Source organism: Streptomyces sp. NPDC060035, from assembly GCF_042736635.1.
Taxonomy (GTDB): domain Bacteria; phylum Actinomycetota; class Actinomycetes; order Streptomycetales; family Streptomycetaceae; genus Streptomyces.
The window spans coordinates 58,462-79,238 of the sequence record NZ_JBHWVO010000032.1 but is presented as its reverse complement, the minus strand read 5'-3'; the positions used below and the strand labels follow the sequence as shown (position 1 = coordinate 79,238).

The 20,777-nt window shown below is 71.1% G+C and carries 18 protein-coding genes; 14 read left to right on the top strand and 4 right to left on the bottom strand.

Going from position 1 to position 20,777, the window contains the following annotated elements; genetic code table 11:
- Positions 1–153 precede the first annotated feature (153 nt).
- Positions 154–2,049: a SpoIIE family protein phosphatase gene (locus ACFWBQ_RS33675; RefSeq protein WP_385506038.1), complete on the top strand. Its 1,896-nt coding sequence runs from the start codon at positions 154–156 to the stop codon at positions 2,047–2,049.
- A gap of 39 nt (positions 2,050–2,088) precedes the next feature.
- Complete coding sequence (gene hemW, locus ACFWBQ_RS33670; RefSeq protein WP_385506051.1) at positions 2,089–3,330, top strand: radical SAM family heme chaperone HemW; 1,242 nt, start codon at positions 2,089–2,091, stop codon at positions 3,328–3,330.
- A gap of 16 nt (positions 3,331–3,346) precedes the next feature.
- On the opposite strand, the gene ACFWBQ_RS33665 is transcribed toward hemW, so the two are convergent.
- From ACFWBQ_RS33665 to ACFWBQ_RS33655, 3 genes are all read right to left on the bottom strand, one after another.
- Positions 3,347–6,265: an ABC transporter substrate-binding protein gene (locus ACFWBQ_RS33665; protein ID WP_385506034.1), complete on the bottom strand. Its 2,919-nt coding sequence runs from the start codon at positions 6,263–6,265 to the stop codon at positions 3,347–3,349.
- A 147-nt stretch (positions 6,266–6,412) separates the two neighbouring features.
- Positions 6,413–7,231 carry a DUF3097 domain-containing protein gene (locus tag ACFWBQ_RS33660; protein ID WP_385506031.1) on the bottom strand — a complete coding sequence of 273 codons (819 nt, stop codon included), beginning with the start codon at positions 7,229–7,231 and terminating at the stop codon, positions 6,413–6,415.
- Positions 7,232–7,256: 25 nt separating this feature from the next.
- Complete coding sequence (locus ACFWBQ_RS33655; protein WP_385506028.1) at positions 7,257–7,979, bottom strand: MBL fold metallo-hydrolase; 723 nt, start codon at positions 7,977–7,979, stop codon at positions 7,257–7,259.
- Between the two features lie 165 nt (positions 7,980–8,144).
- On the opposite strand from ACFWBQ_RS33655, the gene hrcA reads away from it, so the two are divergent.
- The 7 genes from hrcA to ACFWBQ_RS33620 all read left to right on the top strand — a co-directional run bounded on the left by hrcA (position 8,145) and on the right by ACFWBQ_RS33620 (position 14,697).
- The gene (gene hrcA, locus ACFWBQ_RS33650; RefSeq protein ID WP_385506024.1) at positions 8,145–9,161 is read left to right on the top strand and encodes a heat-inducible transcriptional repressor HrcA; all 1,017 of its coding nucleotides are present in this window, start codon (positions 8,145–8,147) and stop codon (positions 9,159–9,161) included.
- Positions 9,162–10,298 carry a molecular chaperone DnaJ gene (dnaJ, locus tag ACFWBQ_RS33645; RefSeq protein ID WP_385506020.1) on the top strand — a complete coding sequence of 379 codons (1,137 nt, stop codon included), beginning with the start codon at positions 9,162–9,164 and terminating at the stop codon, positions 10,296–10,298.
- Between the two features lie 130 nt (positions 10,299–10,428).
- Complete coding sequence (locus ACFWBQ_RS33640) at positions 10,429–11,502, top strand: nitronate monooxygenase (RefSeq protein ID WP_385506018.1); 1,074 nt, start codon at positions 10,429–10,431, stop codon at positions 11,500–11,502.
- Positions 11,499–12,245 (top strand): 16S rRNA (uracil(1498)-N(3))-methyltransferase, encoded by a 747-nt coding sequence (locus ACFWBQ_RS33635; RefSeq protein ID WP_385506016.1) that lies wholly within the window; start codon positions 11,499–11,501, stop codon positions 12,243–12,245. Before ACFWBQ_RS33640 ends, ACFWBQ_RS33635 begins: the two co-directional genes overlap by 4 nt.
- A 168-nt stretch (positions 12,246–12,413) precedes the next feature.
- Positions 12,414–12,773 (top strand): histidine triad nucleotide-binding protein, encoded by a 360-nt coding sequence (locus tag ACFWBQ_RS33630; protein WP_385506014.1) that lies wholly within the window; start codon positions 12,414–12,416, stop codon positions 12,771–12,773.
- A gap of 12 nt (positions 12,774–12,785) precedes the next feature.
- Entirely contained in the window at positions 12,786–13,694 is a 909-nt protein-coding gene (locus ACFWBQ_RS33625) for a ribonuclease Z (RefSeq protein WP_385506012.1), read from the top strand.
- A 10-nt stretch (positions 13,695–13,704) separates the two neighbouring features.
- A complete protein-coding gene (locus tag ACFWBQ_RS33620; protein ID WP_385506010.1) occupies positions 13,705–14,697 on the top strand; it encodes an adenosine deaminase in 993 nt (330 codons plus the stop codon).
- Here ACFWBQ_RS33620 and ACFWBQ_RS33615 read toward each other — a convergent pair.
- Entirely contained in the window at positions 14,661–16,019 is a 1,359-nt protein-coding gene (locus ACFWBQ_RS33615; RefSeq protein ID WP_385506008.1) for an MFS transporter, read from the bottom strand. The two genes, ACFWBQ_RS33620 and ACFWBQ_RS33615, sit on opposite strands and share 37 nt — an antisense overlap.
- A 356-nt stretch (positions 16,020–16,375) precedes the next feature.
- Here ACFWBQ_RS33615 and ACFWBQ_RS33610 point away from each other — a divergent pair, with 356 nt between their 5' ends.
- The 5 genes from ACFWBQ_RS33610 to ACFWBQ_RS33590 all read left to right on the top strand — a co-directional run bounded on the left by ACFWBQ_RS33610 (position 16,376) and on the right by ACFWBQ_RS33590 (position 20,766).
- Complete coding sequence (locus tag ACFWBQ_RS33610; protein WP_385506004.1) at positions 16,376–17,476, top strand: carbohydrate kinase family protein; 1,101 nt, start codon at positions 16,376–16,378, stop codon at positions 17,474–17,476.
- Between the two features lie 127 nt (positions 17,477–17,603).
- Positions 17,604–18,626: a PhoH family protein gene (locus ACFWBQ_RS33605; RefSeq protein WP_385506001.1), complete on the top strand. Its 1,023-nt coding sequence runs from the start codon at positions 17,604–17,606 to the stop codon at positions 18,624–18,626.
- A 12-nt stretch (positions 18,627–18,638) separates the two neighbouring features.
- The gene (gene ybeY / locus ACFWBQ_RS33600; protein ID WP_385505999.1) at positions 18,639–19,136 is read left to right on the top strand and encodes an rRNA maturation RNase YbeY; all 498 of its coding nucleotides are present in this window, start codon (positions 18,639–18,641) and stop codon (positions 19,134–19,136) included.
- Positions 19,133–20,416 carry a hemolysin family protein gene (locus ACFWBQ_RS33595; RefSeq protein ID WP_385505995.1) on the top strand — a complete coding sequence of 428 codons (1,284 nt, stop codon included), beginning with the start codon at positions 19,133–19,135 and terminating at the stop codon, positions 20,414–20,416. Before ybeY ends, ACFWBQ_RS33595 begins: the two co-directional genes overlap by 4 nt.
- Positions 20,413–20,766: an MmcQ/YjbR family DNA-binding protein gene (locus ACFWBQ_RS33590; RefSeq protein ID WP_385505991.1), complete on the top strand. Its 354-nt coding sequence runs from the start codon at positions 20,413–20,415 to the stop codon at positions 20,764–20,766. The genes ACFWBQ_RS33595 and ACFWBQ_RS33590 overlap by 4 nt, the downstream gene beginning before the upstream one ends.
- Positions 20,767–20,777: the final 11 nt, after the last annotated feature.

Here is a 20,777-nt window from a genome sequence, read left to right as displayed (position 1 = left end):
CAACCAGAACAACACCCCTAACCACTACCGCTGTCCAGCTCATTTCTGTTCGACACTGCCCACTTCGGTCACTCGGTGCTTATGGACACGGTCGGTCTGTCACTCTGTCGTACACGTCAGCGGTGTATCGCGAGAACTGTCAGGAGCCGCACCGTGGGGCCCATTCCCTTGCAGCGGGACATCGTTCACCGTCCCGGTACCGTCGTCGCCGGTCAGAGCGGCGATCCGCGCCTGGTTGCCCGCACCAGCCTGCCCGGAATTCCGCTGGCCCCCTCCGCGGCCCGCAGGTTCGTCCGTGCCGCACTCGCCGACTGGACCGCGCTCGGACTGCCCACCGCCGGGGGATTCAGCGACCGGGTCACCGACGACGCCGTGACCGTGGCCAACGAGCTCGTCACCAACGCGGTCGTGCACGCCGGTACGGCGGTCGAGCTGCTCTTCAGGCTGGAGGACGCGGCCGGAGCCGAGCCGGCCGCCCTGGTCCTGGAGATCACCGACCACCATCCCGCCCGCTCGGTGCGCGACGGCCGGGCGGAGCGCCCCGATCCGTCCGAGTACGGCAGGGGACTGCAGCTGGTCGCCACCCTTGCCGAATCCTGGGGCATCACCTACCGCACGGGCATCAAGACCGTCTGGGCCCGACTGACCGCGGACGACTGGGAGAGCCTCCCCGACACGTCGCCGTCCGAGGAGGCCGCCCGCCGCCGCGGCCTGCGCGCCGGCGAGATCCTCGCCCCCGCGTCCCGGCGTGCCGAACGCGACGACGCGGGCTGGGCCGGACGCGGTGCGCTCTCCTTCCTCGCCGAGGCCTCCGACCTGCTCGCGGGCCAGCTCGACGAGGACCTCGTGGCGTCGATAGCGGGGCAGCTGCTCGTGCCCAGGCTCGCCGACTGGTGCGCGATCTGGCTGGAGAGCGAAGGGGGCGGGCCCGCGGCTGCCCCACGGCTCGCCGGGGTCTGGCACAGCGACGAGGAAGGCACCGGGCTGCTGCGCCCGGTGCTGGAGAAGGAACCCCTGCGGTTATCCGGCAGCGTGGGCACCGGCCCCGTACCCATCCCGTGGCCCTACGACGCCGCAGGGGAGGGCGGGACCGGGGCCGCGCTCGCCCACCGCATCGCCGCGGGCGGCCGCACGCTCGGTGCCGTGCTCGTGGGACGCAAGGGCGTCGCGCACATACCCGACGAGGCCGCCGCGCTCATCGCGGACTTCGTACGCCGTGTCGGCCTCGCCGTGGGCGCCGCCCGCGCCTACACCCGGCAGGCCACCATCAGCCGCATCCTGCAGCGCGGCCTGCTGCCCAGCAAGGTCGCCGAGATACCCGGTGTCACCAGCGCGCTGGTCTACGAGCCCGGTGACGACGGCGTGGTCGGCGGCGACTTCTACGACCTCTTCCCCTGCCCCGGCGACCGCTGGTGCTTCGTACTCGGCGACGTGCAGGGCAGCGGTCCCGAGGCCGCCGTCGTCACGGGTCTCGCCCGCCCCTGGCTGCGGCTGCTGTCCAGAGAGGGCTTCCGCGTGGGCGAGGTCCTCGACCGGCTCAACCGCCTCCTCCTCGACGATGCGATGGAGGCGGCCGAGGCGGCCGCCCTGATGGTCGCGGCGGCCGGCGGGCAGCAGATCCAGGACGGCACCCAGTCCCGCTTCCTCTCCCTGCTGTACGGCGACATCGTGCCCCTCCCGAACGGTGGCGTGCGCTGCACCGTGGCCAGTGCCGGCCATCCCCTTCCGCTGCTGCTCCGCCCGGACGGATCCGTACGTCCGGCCGCCGAGCCGCAGGTCCTGCTCGGGGTCGTCGAGGATGTGGCGTACGAGAGCCAGAGCTTCGACCTGGAACCGGGTGACAGCCTCCTCTGCGTCACCGACGGGGTGACGGAGAGGCGTTCCGGGCGGCTGATGTTCGACGACGGCGACGGTCTCGCCCACGCCCTGGCCGGCTGCGCCGGGCTGTCGGCCGACAGGATCGCCGACCGGATCAAGCACGCCGTCCACGCCTTCGCGGAGCGCCCGCCCGACGACGACCTGGCCCTGCTCGTCCTCCAGGTCGACTGAGCGTGAGCATGGACGGGGAAGGTCCCGCGGCGAGTGACAATGGACGGTATGCCTTCCGTACTGCCCGATGGTGAGCCCGTGCCCGACGACGGGGCGCTGCCCCCTCATGCCCTGGAAGGCGCTGCCGGCCGGCCGCTCGGCTTCTATCTGCATGTGCCCTACTGCGCCACACGCTGCGGTTACTGCGACTTCAACACCTACACCGCGACCGAGCTGCGCGGCTCCGGAGGGGCACTGGCCTCCCGGGACAACTACGCGGCGCATCTGATCGAGGAGGTACGCCAGGCCCGCAAGGTGCTCGGCGACGACCCCCGCCCCGTCCGCACGGTCTTCGTCGGCGGCGGTACCCCGACCCTGCTGCCCGCCGCCGACCTCGTCCGGATGCTCGCGGCGATCCGTGAGGAGTTCGGGCTCGCGGACGACGCCGAGATCACCACGGAGGCCAATCCGGAGTCCGTCGATCCGGCGTATCTGGCGGCGCTGCGCGAAGGCGGCTTCAACCGCGTCTCCTTCGGGATGCAGAGCGCCCGGCAGCACGTCCTGAAGATCCTGGACCGCACCCACACGCCCGGCAGGCCCGAGGCCTGCGTCGCCGAGGCGCGCGAGGCCGGCTTCGAGCACGTCAACCTCGACCTGATCTACGGCACCCCGGGAGAGTCCGACGACGACTGGCGGGCGTCCCTGGACGCGGCGATCGGTGCGGGCCCCGACCATGTGTCGGCGTACGCGCTCATCGTCGAGGAGGGCACCCAGCTGGCCCGCCGCATCCGGCGCGGCGAGGTCCCGATGACCGACGACGACACCCACGCCGACCGCTATCTGATCGCCGACGAGGCGATGGCGGCGGCGGGCTTCTCCTGGTACGAGGTGTCGAACTGGGCCCGTACGCCCGAGGGCCGGTGCCTGCACAACGAGCTGTACTGGCGCGGTGCCGACTGGTGGGGCGCCGGACCCGGAGCGCACAGCCACGTCGGCGGGGTGCGCTGGTGGAACGTCAAGCACCCCGGGGCGTACGCACAGGCCCTGGCCGAGGGCCGCTCGCCCGGTGCCGGGCGCGAGGTCCTGGCCGAGGAGGACCGGCGGGTCGAGCGCATCCTGCTGGAACTGCGGCTCGTCGAGGGCTGCCCGCTGTCCCTGCTGGCGCCCGCCGGGCTCACCGCGGCAGGCCGGGCCGTCACGGACGGGCTGCTGGAGAGCGGACCGTACCGGGAGGGCCGGGCGGTCCTCACCCTGCGCGGGCGCCTGCTGGCCGACGCCGTGGTGCGGGACCTGGTGGACTGAGCTCCCGCATCCCCGGTCACTTCACCCGGCAGTCCTTGCGGGTGAGGACCACCGGATCACCGGCCGCCCGGCCGCACACGATGCCGATCTCGGCATCCGGCCCCGGACGCGTGACCTTCATGATGTTCAGGCCGTGCGCCTTCTGGGCGGCGTAGGGAATCGTCCCGCGGAAGGTGACGGTCCCGGTCGGCATGTCGTGGAGGGCGACCGAGTAGAGCGTCGCCCAGGTCTCCGCCGCGCTCAGCGGGTTGTCGCTGCGGGTCGCGGCGGCGTAGAGGGCAGCCGTGGCCTGGTAGGAGATGACCGTCTGGCCGCTGGCGAACAGCTTGTCCTCGTACGGCGGGCGGTCCTTCGGCAACGGGTCCAGCTGCTTCCCGTCGACGAGCAGCGATTCCAGGGACCTGCGGGAGTCCTCGTAGAACGCCCGGCCACCGCCCCGGCTCATGGGCGCCGGCGAGCCGTAGTAGAGCGTGACCCTCTCCGCGAGCTTCGTCGAGTCGTCGAAGCGCGCCTTGGTCAGATCGTCCCCGGTGAAGACCGTGATGGCCTTGTCCGAGCAGCCGCTGGTCTGCCCGAGGCCGGACATCAGGGTGTTGACGTCCTCGACCCGGCCGGCGAAGTACAGGGCGTCGGGGACCCGGTCTCCTCCGCAGATGTGCTGAAGCGGGCCGTCGAGGTTCGCGGAGCCGCCGTCCTTGGAGAGGGAGTACTGGGTGCCGTCGTCCTCGTCGTCGCTGTCGGCCGGGAGCGTGAAGCCGGACGCCTCCAGCATCTCCTTGCCCACCCTGCGCTGCTCGGTGGTGTAGCGGTCCTTGTCCTCGTTGCCCACCCTTCTGGACAGGACGACCGCCTGCGGATCCGTCAGCCTGTCCGCCAGCTGCCCGGCGATCAGGCCGAGCGCGTCCGCCTGCTCCTCGTCGGTCGCGGCGAGGCCGAAGTAGTTCGGGTAATCGCGGGCCAGCCCGCTGTCGGAGTTGGTGGTGTCCACCACCGGCAGCCCGGCGCGCTGCAGCAGCCCGGTGGCATCCGCGCTCTCGGTGGTGTTGCGGCCCAGGCCGGCCACGCCGACGACGGAAGGGTCCCGCCGGGCGACCTCGACGATCTTCTGCGCGGCCGTCGTCTGCCGCAGCATGTCCTGACCGCCGTTGGCCGTCAGGACCCGGAGCTTGACGGTACGGTTCGCCGTGTCGTTGACGGACCGCTGGTGGAGAAAGACACCGGTCAGCTCCTCCAGGCCCTTGCGGGTGTCCTCCTTGTTCCTGTCCGTGCCGGTGAGCGGGCCCGCGTAGACGATGGTGACGTGTGGTTCGCCGGGCTTGATGTCGGCGTTCTGCTCCCGTATCGCCCGCTCGATCCGCTCGAAGGTGATGCCCTCGCCCACACCGCTCAGCTCCAGGCCGTTGCCCTCGGCGAAGAGCACCTGGGGAGCCGTGGCCACCCCGATGCACTCCTTGGTGCCCTCGGGACCCGGCAGCCTGACCGCATCCGTGCTGCGGCCGACGAGCGGGCCGTAGCAGTAGGTCTCCTTCCAGTGCTCGCTCCACAGGAAGGCCCCCAGCAGTGCGCCGACCAGGACGAGGGCGACGCTCGTCCGCGACATCACCCACCACGCCCAGGTCCGGCGCACGCGCTCGGTGACGAGCTGGGCGTGGGCGTGCTCGTGGGTCAGCTGGCCGGTGGACAGGGGCAGCCGCAGTACCCAGGCCAGCGTCACGGCCGCCGCGGGGGACTGGCCCACGCTCAGGTCGTCGACCCAGCTCTCGTACCGTGCACGGGCCCCCGACCTGGCGGCGCCGCTGTTCGCGGCCGGCTCCGGGGGCAGCGGCGGGGTGCGCCGCATGATCTGCGCGGCCGGCAGGGAGGCCAGGAGCAGCAGAGGGTCCACCTCGCTGCGCCGGGAGCGGACGTTGTTGATCGCGTTGATCAGCAGGACGCCGCCGTTGTCGTGGGTGGCCGTCGGCAGGAACACCACGGGCGGGACGGTGCGCTTGCCTCGCCGCCAGTCCAGGGCGTGCGGCCGATAGTTGTCCAGCAGATCCTCCAGCAGTGCCTGGACCCGCAGCTCCAGATGGAACTGGCGCGCGTCCTCCACGCCCGCCCCCGCATCGGCCACCCGCTCGGCGACAGCGGCCGCCCTGGCCCGAATCACCCGCCACGAACGGCTGGGCGAGAACCGCGACCAGCCGTCGGACGGATATCCGGTGCTGGACGCGGCCAGCGAGGAGGTGGTCGCCAGCCACCGGCTGGCCCGGCGCAGCCACAGCAGCGGCGGCGCCGCCGTGGTCACCAGCCGCACGACCGCGAGGCCGAGCAGGGCGCCGGAGGCGACCAGGGCGGTCAGCAGCCAGCCGATCTCGCCGAGCAGCACACTGAGCACGGCGATGAAGACGGCACCCAGGAAGGTCTCCGGCCGGATCGACGCGCGCAGCGAGCCCCACCAGTTGTTCCCCCTCGACCGGCTCGCCCGCCAGCGCAGGCTGCCCAGCTGCTCCAGAATCCGTTCGTCGCGGTCCTCACGGGCGGCGCCCCGCTCGGGCTGCTGCGCGAGGACCGTCGCGGTGGCCTGCTCGATGGCGTCGAGGAGACGGGAGCGGGGAAAGGCGAAGGGCTTGTACTGCGAGGTGCCCCGGGTCTCCCAGGGCCGCTCGGTCAGCGCGCGCACCATGGAGAGTGCCGCCTCGTACGGGGTGGAGCCGTGGCCGTCCAGCAGCTTCACGGGGACGCGGCGCAGCTGGTTCGCCCGGTGCACCTGGCGGACGATCTGCGCGACCCTGTCGTCGATGTCGGCTCCGGCACCGGCGTCCTCGGCCTGCGCGACCACCAGGGGCATCACGGGCCGGTTGACCCGGTACTGGTCGATCAGCTGCTGCATGAGGTGGAAGACAGCGGAGGCCGCCTCGTTCTCCGCACTGTCCCGCCACACTTCGCGCGCCATCCGCCCCCGGCCTTCCCCTTTTGCCTGCTGGGCCCGTCCAGCCACGTGAAACCGTCGGGCCCCTCACCTCTCAATAACCGATGAGGCGTGTGTGGCGCGGGCATTCATGGGGATCGGTACCGGATCCTCTTCAACGGCCTCGGGACATCAGGCAGGAAGCGTGACGAAGTCGATCAATTCCTCGACACGACCCAGGAGTTGTGGTTCCAGGTCCCGGTAGGAATGCACCGTGGAAAGAATGTGCTGCCAGGCCGCGCCCGTGTTCTCCGGCCACCCCAGCGAACGGCACACGCCCGTCTTCCAGTCCTGGCCCCGCGGCACGACCGGCCACCCCGCGATGCCCACGGACGACGGCTTCACCGCCTCCCAGACATCGATGTACGGGTGCCCCACGACCAGCACGTCCTGGTCCGTGACCTGCGCGGCGATACGGGACTCCTTGGAGCCCGGAACCAGGTGGTCGACCAGGACGCCGAGCCGGGCATCGGGGCCCGGGGCGAAAGCACGCACGATCGCCGGGAGGTCGTCGATGCCCTCCAGGTACTCCACGACCACGCCCTCGATGCGCAGGTCGTCGCCCCAGACCCGCTCGACCAGCTCGGCGTCGTGCCGGCCCTCCACATAGATCCGGCCTGCCCGCGCCACCCGGGCCCGCGCCCCGGGGACCGCGACCGATCCGGAGGCCGTACGGGCCGGCCCGACCGGTCCTCCGGCCGCCGGGCGTACGAGGGTGACCACCCGGCCCTCCAGCAGGAAGCCGCGCGGCTCCATCGGGAACACCCGGTGCTTGCCGAAGCGGTCCTCCAGCGTGACCGTCGGCCCCTGGGCCGTCCTCTCGCAGCGGATCACCGCACCGCAGAAACCGGTGGCAACCTCCTCCACGACCAGATCGGGATCGGCGGGGACCTCGGGGACGGGAGCGGACCGCTTCCACGGCGGGGTCAGGTCCGGCTGGTAGCTGCGCATGGCACGACGATAGATCGCCGGCCCCTCAGGACACGCCGAACCGAACGGCCAGCCGATCGCGCTGCGCCCGTACGAACGCGGCGTCCACGACGGCACCGTGCCCCGGTACGTACAGCGCGTCCTCGCCGCCCAGGGACAGCAGCCGGTCCAGCGCGGCAGGCCAGCGGGCCGGTACCGCGTCCGGGCCCGCCTGCGGTTCGCCGGACTCCTCGACCAGGTCGCCGCAGAGCACCACCGAGGGTGAGCCCGGCACCAGCACCGCGAGGTCGTGGCCGCTGTGGCCGGGCCCCACGTTGGCCAGCAGCACCTGGAGCCCGCCGCCCAGGCCGAGCGTCCACTCACCGCTCACCTCATGCCGCGGGGCCACCAGGACGTCCGTCGCCACGGTGGCGTCGTGCTCGGGCATGCCGTGACGCACCGCGTCCGCGCGAAGCTCCTCCGCGCAGCGCCCCAGCAGCTCCTTCGTGCCGACCGCCCCGTAGACCTCCGCCCCGGCGAAGGCCGCGGTGCCGAGGACATGGTCGAAATGCGGGTGGCTCAGTGCGATATGCGTCACCCTCCGGCCGAGCAGCCCCTCGGCCCGGTTCCGCAGTTCGGCGCCCTCCCGGAGCGTCGAGCCGGTGTCGTAGAGCAGTGCGCCCTCCGTCCCGGCGACCAGTGCGGCCGTCGCGTCCCAGACGGGAAGGCGCCGGCGCCCCGTAACGTTGCCCAACCGCTCCCAGCCGTACTCTTCCCAAGAGGCGTCCATGCAACGACGCTATCGGCAACGACCTGCGCAGTCCCGCGACGGCGTGGCCGGTCGGCCTTGCCCTCGGCCCACCCCGCCCCCGTACACTGACCGGGGGGATTGCTGGCACTCGAAAGCGCAGAGTGCCAGGCAGACACCGGAGAACCACAGCTGGAGGTGTGCGCGATGCTCAGCGAACGCAGACTCGAAGTGCTGCGCGCCATCGTCCAGGACTATGTCGGCACCGAGGAGCCCGTCGGCTCCAAGGCGCTCACCGAGCGGCACAAGCTCGGGGTCTCCCCGGCCACCGTCCGCAACGACATGGCGGTGCTGGAGGACGAGGGCTTCATCGCCCAGCCGCACACCAGTGCGGGGCGCATCCCGACGGACAAGGGGTACCGGCTCTTCGTCGACAAGCTCGCGGGCGTCAAGCCCCTGTCGTCACCGGAGCGCCGGGCGATTCAGAACTTCCTCGCCGGAGCGGTCGACCTCGACGACGTCGTGGGCCGGACCGTGCGGCTGCTCGCGCAGCTGACCCGGCAGGTCGCCGTCGTGCAGTACCCCTCACTGACCCGCTCGACGGTGCGGCACGTCGAACTGCTGGCGCTCGCCCCCGCCCGGCTGATGCTCGTACTGATCACGGACACGGGCCGGGTCGAACAGCGTATGATCGACTGCCCTGCTCCGTTCGGTGAGACCTCTCTCGCCGATCTGCGGGCCCGGCTCAACAGCCGGGTCGTGGGACGCCGCTTCGCGGACGTTCCGCAACTGGTGCAGGACCTGCCGGAGTCCTTCGAGAACGAGGACAGGGGCACCGTCTCGACGGTGCTCTCCGTACTTCTCGAAACTCTGGTCGAAGAGACGGAGGAGCGGCTGATGATCGGCGGCACCTCCAACCTCACCCGCTTCGGGCACGACTTCCCCGTAATGATCCGGCCGGTGCTGGAGGCATTGGAGGAACAGGTCGTGCTGCTGAAGCTGCTCGGTGAGGCCAAGGACTCGGGCATGACCGTACGTATCGGGCACGAGAACGCCCACGAGGGCCTCAACTCCACGTCCGTCGTCGCGGTCGGCTACGGTTCGGGCGACGAGGCAGTCGCCAAACTCGGCGTGGTCGGACCGACCCGCATGGACTACCCCGGAACGATGGGAGCGGTACGCGCAGTGGCACGTTACGTCGGACAGATCCTGGCGGAGTCGTAAGTGGCCACGGACTACTACGCCGTACTCGGCGTGCGCCGCGACGCATCTCAGGACGAGATCAAGAAGGCATTCCGCAGGCTCGCCCGCGAGCTGCACCCGGATGTCAACCCGGATCCGAAGACCCAGGAGCGGTTCAAGGAGATCAACGCCGCTTACGAGGTGCTGTCGGACCCGCAGAAGAAGCAGGTCTACGACCTCGGTGGCGACCCGCTGTCCGCTTCCGGAGGCGGTGGCGCGGGCGGTTTCGGACAGGGCGGCTTCGGCAACTTCTCCGACATCATGGATGCGTTCTTCGGCACGGCGTCGCAGCGTGGACCCCGTTCCCGCACCCGGCGCGGCCAGGACGCGATGATCCGGCTGGAGATCGACCTCTCCGAGGCGGCCTTCGGTACGACCAAGGACATCCAGGTCGACACGGCGGTCGTCTGTACGACCTGCAGCGGTGAGGGAGCCGCACCCGGCACCTCCGCCCAGACCTGCGACATGTGCCGCGGCCGTGGCGAGGTCTCGCAGGTCACCCGGTCCTTCCTGGGCCAGGTCATGACTTCGCGGCCCTGCCCGCAGTGCCAGGGCTTCGGTACGGTCGTGCCGACGCCGTGCCCCGAGTGCGCCGGTGACGGCCGCATCCGCTCGCGGCGCACCCTCACCGTGAAGATCCCGGCAGGTGTCGACAACGGCACCCGGATCCAGCTCGCGGGCGAGGGAGAGGTCGGCCCCGGCGGCGGTCCGGCCGGCGATCTGTACGTCGAGATCCACGAGCTCTCGCACGCGGTGTTCCAGCGGCGTGGCGACGACCTGCACTGCACGGTCACCATCCCGATGACGGCCGCGGCGCTCGGTACCCAGGTGCCGCTGGAGACGCTGGACGGCCTGGAGGAGATCGACATCAGGCCGGGCACCCAGTCCGGTCAGTCGGTTCCGCTGCACGGGCGCGGCATCACGCATCTGCGCGGTGGCGGGCGCGGCGACCTGATCGTGCACGTCGAGGTCATGACCCCGATGAAGATGGATCCCGAGCAGGAGCGCCTCCTGCGGGAGCTGGCGAAGCTGCGTGGCGAGGAGCGGCCCACCGGCCAGTTCCAGCCGGGCCAGCAGGGGCTGTTCTCCCGGCTGAAGGACGCCTTCAACGGCCGGTGAACCGGATTCCGAGCGTCACCCGCACCGCCCGCCGGTTCTCCGGCGGGCGGTGCGGCGTTCGGCGGCAGGCCGTATGCCCAGCGGAAACGGCTGATTCGGCAGGCCGCACGGGACGTGGCACGATGCCGTCATGTCCTTGGCGCTGACCGATCTCTGCCGGTATCCGATCGTGCAGGCCCCGATGGCGGGCGGTGTCTCCTGCCCGCAGCTCGTCGGGGCCGTTGCCGAGGCCGGAGGGCTCGGTTTCCTCGCCGCCGGCTACAAGACGGCGGACGGGATGTACAACGAGATCAAACAGCTGCGCGGGCTGACCGGACAGCCGTTCGGCGTCAACCTCTTCATGCCGCAGCCGGGGCTCGCCGACCCGAGCGCCGTGGAGGTGTACCGCCACCAGCTCGCGGGCGAGGCCACCTGGTACGAGACTCCGCTCGGCGACCCGGACTCCTGCGGCGACGACGGCTACGAGGCCAAGGTCGCGATACTGCTGGACGATCCCGTACCCGTCGTGTCCTTCACCTTCGGCTGTCCCGCCCGGGAAACCCTCGACGCGTTCGCCGGCGCCGGTACGTTCACCGTCGTGACGGTCACCTCGCCGCAGGAGGCGCGCAACGCGCAGTGGGCGGGTGCCGACGCGGTCTGCGTCCAGGGCGTCGAGGCGGGCGGCCACCAGTCCACGCACCACGACGACGCGCAGGCAGGCCTCACCGGCACCGGACTGCTCTCGCTCGTCGCCCAGGTCCGCGAGACCGTACAACTGCCGGTCATCGCGGCCGGCGGGCTCATGCGCGGCTCCCAGATCGCGGCGGTGCTCGCGGCGGGCGCCGACGCGGCGCAGCTCGGCACGGCGTTCCTGGCCTGCCCCGAGTCCGGGGCGCATCTGCTGCACAAACAGGCCCTGACCAACCCTCTGTTCGTCACGACTGCTCTGACCCGGGCGTTCTCCGGCCGCCCCGCACGGGGGCTGGCCAACCGTTTCGTACGGGAGCACGGCCCGTACGCCCCCGCCGCCTACCCGCAGGTGCACCATATGACCAGTGGGCTGCGCAAGGCAGCCGCCAAGGCCGGCGACGCCCAGGGCATGGCCCTGTGGGCGGGCCAGGGCCACCGGATGGCACGCGAGCTGCCCGCCGGGGAACTCGTGGAACTGCTCGCCGCCGAAATCGACGCCGCGTGGGCGGCAGTGAGTGGGAGGGGTGCGCAGTGACGGCACCGGTCTTCGTCGTCGAACACATGCCCAGCGGGCCGGAGTTCGTCCTGGAAGGATCCGAGGGACGGCACGCCGTGTCCGTCAAGCGGCTGCACGCCGGGGAGGACGTCGTCCTGACCGATGGGCGTGGCCGCTGGGCGGAAGGCGTCGTACGGGCGGCCGAGGGCAAGGACCGGCTCGTGGTCACGGACCTCGCCACGGTTCACGAGGAGCCCGCACCCGCGCCCCGTATCACTGTCGTCCAGGCTCTCCCCAAGGGTGACCGCGGTGAGGTCGCCGTCGAGACGATGACGGAGACGGGCGTCGACGCGATCGTGCCGTGGCAGGCCTCGCGCTGCATCACGCAGTGGAAGGGCGATCGCGGCCTCAAGTCCCTGGCCAAGTGGCGCACCACGGCGCGGGAGGCGGGGAAGCAGTCCCGCCGGGTGCGGTTCCCCGAGGTCGCGGAGGCGATGACGACCAGGCAGGTCGCCGCGCTGCTGGCCGCCGCGGACTTCGCGGGAGTCCTGCACGAGGACCGGGAGAGCGGCAGCGAGCCGCTGGCCACCGCGCAACTCCCCGCCGACGGCTCGATCGTGCTGGTCGTGGGACCGGAGGGCGGCGTTTCCCCCGAGGAACTCGCTGCCTTCGCCGCTGCGGGAGCACCCCCGTACCGGCTCGGGCCCAGTGTGCTGCGGACCTCGACCGCCGGAACGGCCGCTGCGGCCCTGCTGATGGGACGCACCGGGCGCTGGAGCTGAGGTCCGCCCGGACTGTCCCCGGGCGGTGGCGCAGCCGGCCGCCCGGCCCTCCGCGGATACGGCCCGTCCCGAAGACCTCTGACGCGCTGACCGGCCGCCCGGCCCGTCCGGACGGATAGCATGCCGGTGTACGGATCACGATCACCAAGCGACCGAGGAGGCCGGGCCATGGCGGGAGAGCCGCAGACCGACTGCCTGTTCTGCAAGATCGTTACGGGGGACATCCCGGCGACCATCGTCCGTGAGAGCGACACGACCGTCGCCTTCCGCGACATAAACCCCCAGGCCCCCACGCACGTGCTCGTCATCCCGAAGGTGCACTACCCGGACGCCACCACCCTCGCCGCTGCCGAGCCGCGGATCGCCGCGGACGTGCTGCGCGAGGCCGGGCTGGTCGCCGCCGACGAGAAGATCACCGAGAGCGGCTACCGCATCGTCCTCAACACAGGTGCCGGTGCGGGACAGACCGTCTTCCACGCGCACGCCCACGTCCTGGGCGGACGCGGGATGCAGTGGCCCCCCGGCTAGCGGCCGCACACCGTGTCCGTACGAGAACTCGTGGTCCTCGGCACCGCAAGCCAGGTCCCGACGCGTCACCGCAACCACAACGGCTATCTGCTGCGCTGGGACGGCGAGGGAATCCTCTTCGACCCGGGTGAGGGAACCCAGCGCCAGATGCTGCGGGCGGGTGTCGCCGCGCACGACATCAACCGGATCTGTGTCACGCACTTCCACGGCGACCACTCGCTGGGCCTGGCCGGAGTGATCCAGCGGATCAACCTGGACCAGGTGCCGCACCCCGTCACCGCCCACTTCCCGGCGAGCGGACAGCACTTCTTCGACCGGCTGCGGTACGCGACCGCCTACCGCCAGTCCGTCGAGCTCGCCGAGGTACCCGTCGCCGCCGACGGGGTCCTCGCCACCACGGACGCGTACACGCTGGAGAGCCACCGGCTCTCGCACCCCGTCGAGTCCTACGGCTACCGCCTGACCGAGCCCGACCGGCGGCGCATGCTCCCCGCGAAGCTCGCCGAGCACGGCATCGCCGGACCGGACGTCGGACGGATCCAGCGCGACGGCATCCTGCGCGGCATCCCGCTCGACGAGGTCTCCGAGCACCGGCGCGGACAGCGGTTCGCGTTCATCATGGACACGCGGCTCTGTGACGGCGTGCCCGCCCTCGCCGAGGGCTGCGACATGCTGGTCATCGAGTCGACCTTCCTCGACGAGGACAGCCGCCTCGCCGCCGACCACGGCCATCTCACCGCCGGACAGGCCGGTGCAGTGGCGAAGGAAGCAGGCGTACGCCACCTCGTGCTGACGCACTTCTCGCAGCGCTACAACGACTCCGAGGCCTTCGAGCACCAGGCCAGGGCAGCTGGCTTCGAAGGCGAACTGACCATCGCCCAGGACCTGATCAGGGTCCCCGTACCCACCCGCCACCAGTAACGAGAACACCGTGCACCTCCCCAAAGCCGAACTCCACCTCCACATCGAAGGGACCCTCGAACCCGAGCTGGCCTTCGCACTCGCCGCGCGCAACGGGGTGGACCTGCCCTGCGCGGACACCGAAGAGCTGCGCACCGCCTACCTCTTCGACGACCTGCAGAGCTTCCTCGATCTCTACTACGCCCTCATGGCGGTGCTGCGCACCGAGGACGACTTCGCCGAACTGGCCGACGCCTACCTCGCCCGCGCCGCCGCCCAGGGCGTCCGCCACGCGGAGATCTTCTTCGACCCGCAGGCCCACACCGACCGCGGTGTCCCGATCGGCACGGTCATCGAAGGGCTCGGCAGGGCGCTGGGGCGCAGCGAGGAGACGCACGGCATCTCCACCCAGCTGATCATGTGCTTCCTGCGCGATCTGTCCGCGGAATCGGCGATGGAGACCCTGGAGGCCGCGAAGCCGTACCTCCACCGCATCAGCGCCGTCGGACTCGACTCCGCGGAGGCCGGCCACCCGCCCGCGAAGTTCCGTGAGGTCTACGAGGCCGCCGGGGCCCTCGGCCTGCGCAAGGTCGCCCACGCCGGTGAGGAGGGCCCGCCCGCCTACATCCGCGAGGCCCTGGACGTCCTGGGCGTCGAGCGCATCGACCACGGGCTGCGCTGCATGGAGGACCCGGACCTGGTGAAGCGGCTGGCCGCCGACCGGGTGCCGCTCACGCTCTGCCCGCTGTCCAACGTCAGGCTGCGCGCCGTCGACACCCTGGAGGACCACCCGCTGCCGGCCATGATGGCCGCCGGGCTGCTCTGCACGGTGAACTCCGACGACCCCGCCTACTTCGGCGGATACGTCGGAGACACCTTCCACGCCGTCCACGAGGCGCTCGGCCTGGACCGCGAGCAGCTGCGCACGCTTGCCCGCAACTCCTTCGAGGCGGCCTTCCTCGACCACGACGAGGAACGCAGGGCGCGCTACCTCTGCGAGGTCGAGGCGTACGCGTTCGACTGACCGGACCCGCCCGCGGGGCCGGCTGTCCGGAACGCGCTCCTGACCAGCCGCCTCCGGCGCAGCGCGGGCACGCTGATCTCCGTGACGGCCTGCTCCGGCGCGCCCAGCTTGGGCACCGCGCCGGACAGGCTGCCGGTCGTGGCGGCGAGGAGCGCGGCCGGGGCGCCGCCCCTGCGCCGGACCGAACCGGGTACCAGCGGGCGCCCGCCGGTGTGCAGTGCGACAGCGGTGACGGGGGCCGCGACCAGCAGCGTGGCCGCCCCCAGGATCAGCCCCATGACCGCGTAGCCGGCCTGCTCGGAGAGCACACTGCCGAGGACGGGCCCGCAGGCCACACCGACGGACGACGCCGAACCGGCGAGGACCGCCCAGCGGCCCCGCACATCGAGCGAGGCGGCCAGACCGATCAGATACGACAGGACCACCGGGTAGAAGATGTTCCATACGATCTCGCCGGTCGCGAAGGCGCCGAGGCCCTCGGCCGACGAGCTGAGCACGATGCTCGCCGCGATGATCATCGTCCCGAGTCCGATCGGCACGGCTCGGCCGAGCCGTGCACCCAGCATCCCGGCGCCCATGACGCCGAGCAGCCCGGCTCCCAGCGCGGCGGCGAACACCGCTCCGACGGTCACCTCGGAGAGCCCCACCTGGACGGAACCGATCCGGCTGCTCACCCCCCACAGCGCGTTCTGCGCCATGGACCAGACGAGCATTCCGCCCGCCAGTACCAGACCCGACCGCCGGTGCGGCAGCCGTCCCTGGACGGTCGTGGCGGCGCCCACGGGTGATGAGCCGCCGAGCCGGGACGTGGCGGGCCAGACGAGCAGCGCGACCAGGGCGATCGAGGCGAACGGCAGGCGGTGGCCCCCGCCGAGGTGGGGGATCGTCAGGTAGAGGACGCCCGCCGTCGCCGAGACGCTGAGGAGCCCGAGGGACGAGGTCCGGTGCGGATCGCGCTGCGCGGCGATGCCGGCCGCCGCGACCGCGGTCGCCGTACCGGAGCCGAACCCGCCGGCCACCACACCGGCGACCACCAGCGGCACCGAAGCGGTCAGCGCCGCGCAGCCGTAGCCCAGTGCGGCCAGCACCAGTCCGACGCGCGCCGGTCTCCGGGACCCGTACCGCTCGACGCGTCCCGCCAGGGTGAAACCGGCCGAGGCCGAGCTCAGTAGCAGGGCACTGCCGACCAGTCCGGCCTGGGCGGAGCTCAGCTCCAGATAGGCGCTGAGACGGCCGACGATGGTGGGGAGCAGATAGGCGGCGAGGTAACCGGCGGTGAACACGGCGACCAGGGGCCACGCGGCGCGAGGGCGCGAGGACATGGGCGTTCCTGAAGACATGCCAGAAGAGGCAGAAGAAGGCAGGGGAGGGCAATGCGGGGGTGGCGCAGGGGAGGGTAAAGCGATAAAAAGCGGGAAATGCGAGACTCGTCGTCAACTGTCCCGAACGGTGCTCGCGGGCCAATTTGTATCAAGCGCGCACAGCGGACGGAAAGCCGTCACGATGTGATCTGGGTCACTTTCGAGTTTATTCACTTCATGACCGGGTAGCTGCGCATGTTTGTGCAGGTCAGGGTCGCTATATGTGAGGCGGCGCGGACTCCCGGACTGCGGGAGCGGATCAGGCAAACTGGCCGCATCTCGCACTGTTCAGATCTGCCACGGCCGGGGAGCGCACGGTGAGCACAGACAAGCCAGGCATCGACCCGCTTTTCGGGCTGCGCGCCCCGCAGGACCCGGCCTGCGACGTCTTCCTGACCGGCACGGTCTTCCTGGACATCATCTTCACCGGCCTGGACAGCGCGCCGGTGCGCGGCACCGAGTCCTGGGCCAGGGGGATGGGTTCCAGCCCCGGGGGCGTCGCCAACATGGCCACCGCGCTCGCCAGGCTCGGGCTGCGCACCTCACTGGCCGCCGCGTTCGGCGACGATCACTACGGGGAGTACTGTTGGGACGCCCTCGAACAGGGCGAGCGCATCGACCTGTCGATGTCGCGCACGGTTCCCGGCTGGCACTCACCGGTCACCGTCTCCATGGCGTACGAGGGCGAGCGCACGATGATCTCCCACGGACACGAGGCGCCGGCTCCCGACTCCCCGCCACCCGGTGGGACGTTCCCGCACTGCCCGCCGCGCGCCCGCGCAGCCATCGCCTCGCTCACCCCCGGCCGCAGCGAGCCGTGGGTGGCCGGTGCGGCCCGTGACGGCGCTCTGGTCTTTGCCGACGTCGGCTGGGACGAGACCGGCCGCTGGGACCTGGACGCCCTTCCCGACCTGCGGTACTGCCTGGCCTTCCTGCCCAACGCCGAGGAGGCCATGCGCTACACCCGCACCGACTGCCCGCGCGCCGCCGCCCACGCCCTGACCGAGCGGGTGCCCCTCGCCGTGGTCACCCTGGGCGCGGAAGGCGCGTACGCGGTGGACCGGGCGACCGGGACCGCCGCGGAGGTGCCCGCCATCGAGGTGGAGTCCCTGGACCCCACCGGGGCCGGCGACGTGTTCGTCGCCGGGTTCGTCACCGGCACCCTGGCCGGCTGGCCGCTGGCCGACCGCCTCGCCTTCGCCGGACTGACCGCCGCCCTCTCGGTGCAGGAGTTCGGCGGATCGCTGTCCGCGCCCGGCTGGGCGGAGGTCGCCGGCTGGTGGCAGCAGGTACGCGCCTGCGCCGACCAGGACCCGGCGGCGCTGGAGCGGTACGCGTTCCTCTCGGAGCTGCTGCCGGCCGCGAGCCGGGCATGGCCGCTGCGCCGGGCCGTCCCGACCATCGGCTTCCGACAGTGAAGGGCTGATGATCGCCCGGTAAAACCTCTCGGTGTTGTCCGTGCGGAGTCGTACGCTGGTACTCCAGAGGCCGTCGAGCAGCGACTGCCCTGCAACGGGAGGTATGTGCAGGCCCGAGGGCCGGCCCATGACTCAGTCACCTACACAGCCGCAGGCGCGTGCCCAGATCAGGATTCCGGCCGCACACCCCATGGTGATGCTCCTGGGATCGGGTGACTCGCTGCTGCGCGTGATCGAAACGGCGTTCCCGGCCGCCGACATCCATGTCCGGGGCAATGAGATAAGCGCGACTGGAAGCGCGGCGGACGTCGCCCTCATCCAGCGCCTGTTCGACGAGATGGTGCTGGTGCTCCGCACCGGGCTGCCGATGACGGAGGACGCTGTGGAACGCTCGATCGCCATGCTCAGGGCGAGCGGGAACGGCAACGGGGACGGCGCCGAGACCCCCGCCGAGGTGCTCACCCAGAACATCCTCTCCAGCCGCGGCCGCACGATCCGCCCCAAGACGCTCAACCAGAAGCGATACGTCGACGCGATCGACAAGCACACCATCGTCTTCGGTATCGGACCGGCAGGTACCGGCAAGACCTATCTCGCCATGGCCAAGGCGGTCCAGGCCCTGCAGTCCAAGCAGGTCAGCCGGATCATCCTGACCAGGCCCGCCGTCGAGGCGGGCGAGCGGCTCGGCTTCCTGCCCGGCACGCTCTTCGACAAGATCGACCCGTATCTGCGCCCGCTGTACGACGCACTGCACGACATGCTCGACCCCGACTCGATCCCGCGGCTGATGGCGGCGGGCACGATCGAGGTGGCGCCGCTGGCGTACATGCGGGGCCGGACTCTGAATGATGCCTTCATCATCCTGGACGAGGCGCAGAACACCAGCGCCGAGCAGATGAAGATGTTCCTCACCCGGCTCGGCTTCGACTCGAAGATCGTCGTCACAGGTGACGTCACCCAGGTCGACCTCCCGAGCGGGACGAAGAGCGGTCTGCGTCAGGTGCAGGAGATCCTGGAGGGTGTCAAGGACGTGCACTTCTCCCGGCTCACCTCCGAGGATGTCGTCCGGCACAAGCTGGTCGGCCGTATCGTCGACGCGTACGAGAAGTACGACAACGCAGAGGGCCGAGACGGCCGCAACGGGAAGTAGTCGCACCGCACCATGTCGATCGACGTCAACAACGAGTCCGGAACCGAGGTCGACGAGCAGGCGATCCTCGACATCGCCCGCTACGCGCTCGCCCGGATGCGGATCCACCCGCTGTCCGAACTCTCGGTGATCGTGGTCGACACCGCGGCCATGGAGCAGCTCCACATCCAGTGGATGGACCTCCCCGGCCCGACGGATGTCATGTCCTTCCCGATGGACGAACTCCGTCCCCCGTCCAAGGACGAGGAGGAGCCCCCGCAGGGGCTCCTCGGTGACATCGTGCTCTGCCCGGAGGTCGCGAAGCAGCAGGGCGAAGACGCGGACACCGGGCACTCCATGGACGAGGAGCTGCAGCTGCTCACCGTCCACGGAGTGCTGCACCTACTCGGATACGACCACGAGGAGCCGAACGAGAAGGCCGAGATGTTCGGCCTGCAGGCGGCGATCGTCGACGGCTGGCGCGGTGAGCGCGGGCTGACCGGGCCGTCCCCCGCCCCCACCGTCTCGTGAGTGTTCCCCTCGTCACCGGTGTCGTCGTGCTGCTCGTCGTCGGCTGGCTGGCGGCCTGCGCCGAGGCCGGGATCGCCCGGACGTCGAGCTTCCGGGCAGCGGGGGCCGTCCGGGCCGGCCGACGCGGCAGCGACAAGCTGGTGCAGGTCGCCGATGATCCCACCCGCTATCTCAACGTGGCCCTGCTCGTGCGGGTCGCCTGCGAGATGTCGGCCGGGGTGCTCGTCACGTACGCCTGCCTGAAGGAGTTCCCGGAGACCTGGGAGGCGCTGGCCGTCGCCATGGGCGTGATGGTCCTCGTCAGTTACGTCGCCATCGGGGTCTCGCCGCGCACCATCGGCCGCCAGCACCCGCTGAACACGGCCACGGCGGCGGCGTACGTCCTGCTGCCGCTGGCCAGGATCATGGGCCCGATCCCGCAGCTGCTGATCCTCATCGGCAATGCGCTGACTCCCGGCAAGGGCTTCCGCAAGGGCCCCTTCGCCAGCGAGGCCGAACTGCGCGCGATGGTCGACCTCGCCGAGCAGGAGTCGCTCATCGAGGACGAGGAACGCCGCATGGTGCACTCGGTCTTCGAGCTCGGCGACACCCTCGTACGCGAGGTGATGGTGCCCCGCACCGATCTGGTCTGCATAGAGCGCTACAAGACGGTCCGCCAGGCCCTGACCCTCGCCCTGCGCTCGGGCTTCTCACGGATCCCGGTCGCCGGGGAGAACGAGGACGACATCGTCGGCATCGTCTACCTCAAGGACCTGGTCCGCAAGACGCACGTCAACCGGGACGCGGAGGCCGACCTGGTCTCCACGGCGATGCGCCCCGCCGCGTTCGTTCCCGACACGAAGAACGCCGGTGACCTGCTGCGCGAGATGCAGCAGGAGCGCAGCCACGTCGCGGTCGTCATCGACGAGTACGGCGGCACGGCGGGCATCGTCACCATCGAGGACATCCTCGAGGAGATCGTCGGTGAGATCACCGACGAGTACGACCGTGAACTCCCGCCGGTCCAGGCGCTGGAGAACGGCTGCTTCCGGGTGACCGCACGGCTCGACATCGGCGACCTCGGAGAGCTGTTCGGCCTCGACGAGTACGACGACGAGGACGTGGAGACGGTCGGAGGCCTGCTGGCGAAGGCGCTCGGGCGGGTTCCGATCGCCGGTGCCTCGTCGGCGGTCGACCTCCCCGACGGCCGCAGGCTCCGGCTGACCGCGGAGTCCCCGGCGGGCCGCCGGAACAAGATCGTCACCGTGCTGGTGGAACCGGAGGGAACGGAATCGGGATGACTCCCCAGGAGTTGCGGGCGTTCTGCCTGGAGTTCAACGCGAGTGCCGAGGAGTTCCCCTTCGGCCCCGAGACCTCGGTCTTCAAGGTACTCGGGAAGATGTTCGCCCTCAGCGCGCTGGACGCCCGGCCGCTGACGGTCAACCTCAAGTGCGACCCGGACGACGCGGTACGCCTCCGGGAGGAGCATGCCGCGATCGTGCCCGGCTGGCACATGAACAAGCGGCACTGGAACACGGTGACGGTCTCCGGTCTCCCGGGCCGGATGGTCCGGGAGCTCGTCGAGGACAGTTACGACCTGGTGGTGGCCGGCCTCCCGAAGGCGGAGCGCCTCCGGCTGGACCGGCCGTAGCCGTAGCGGCA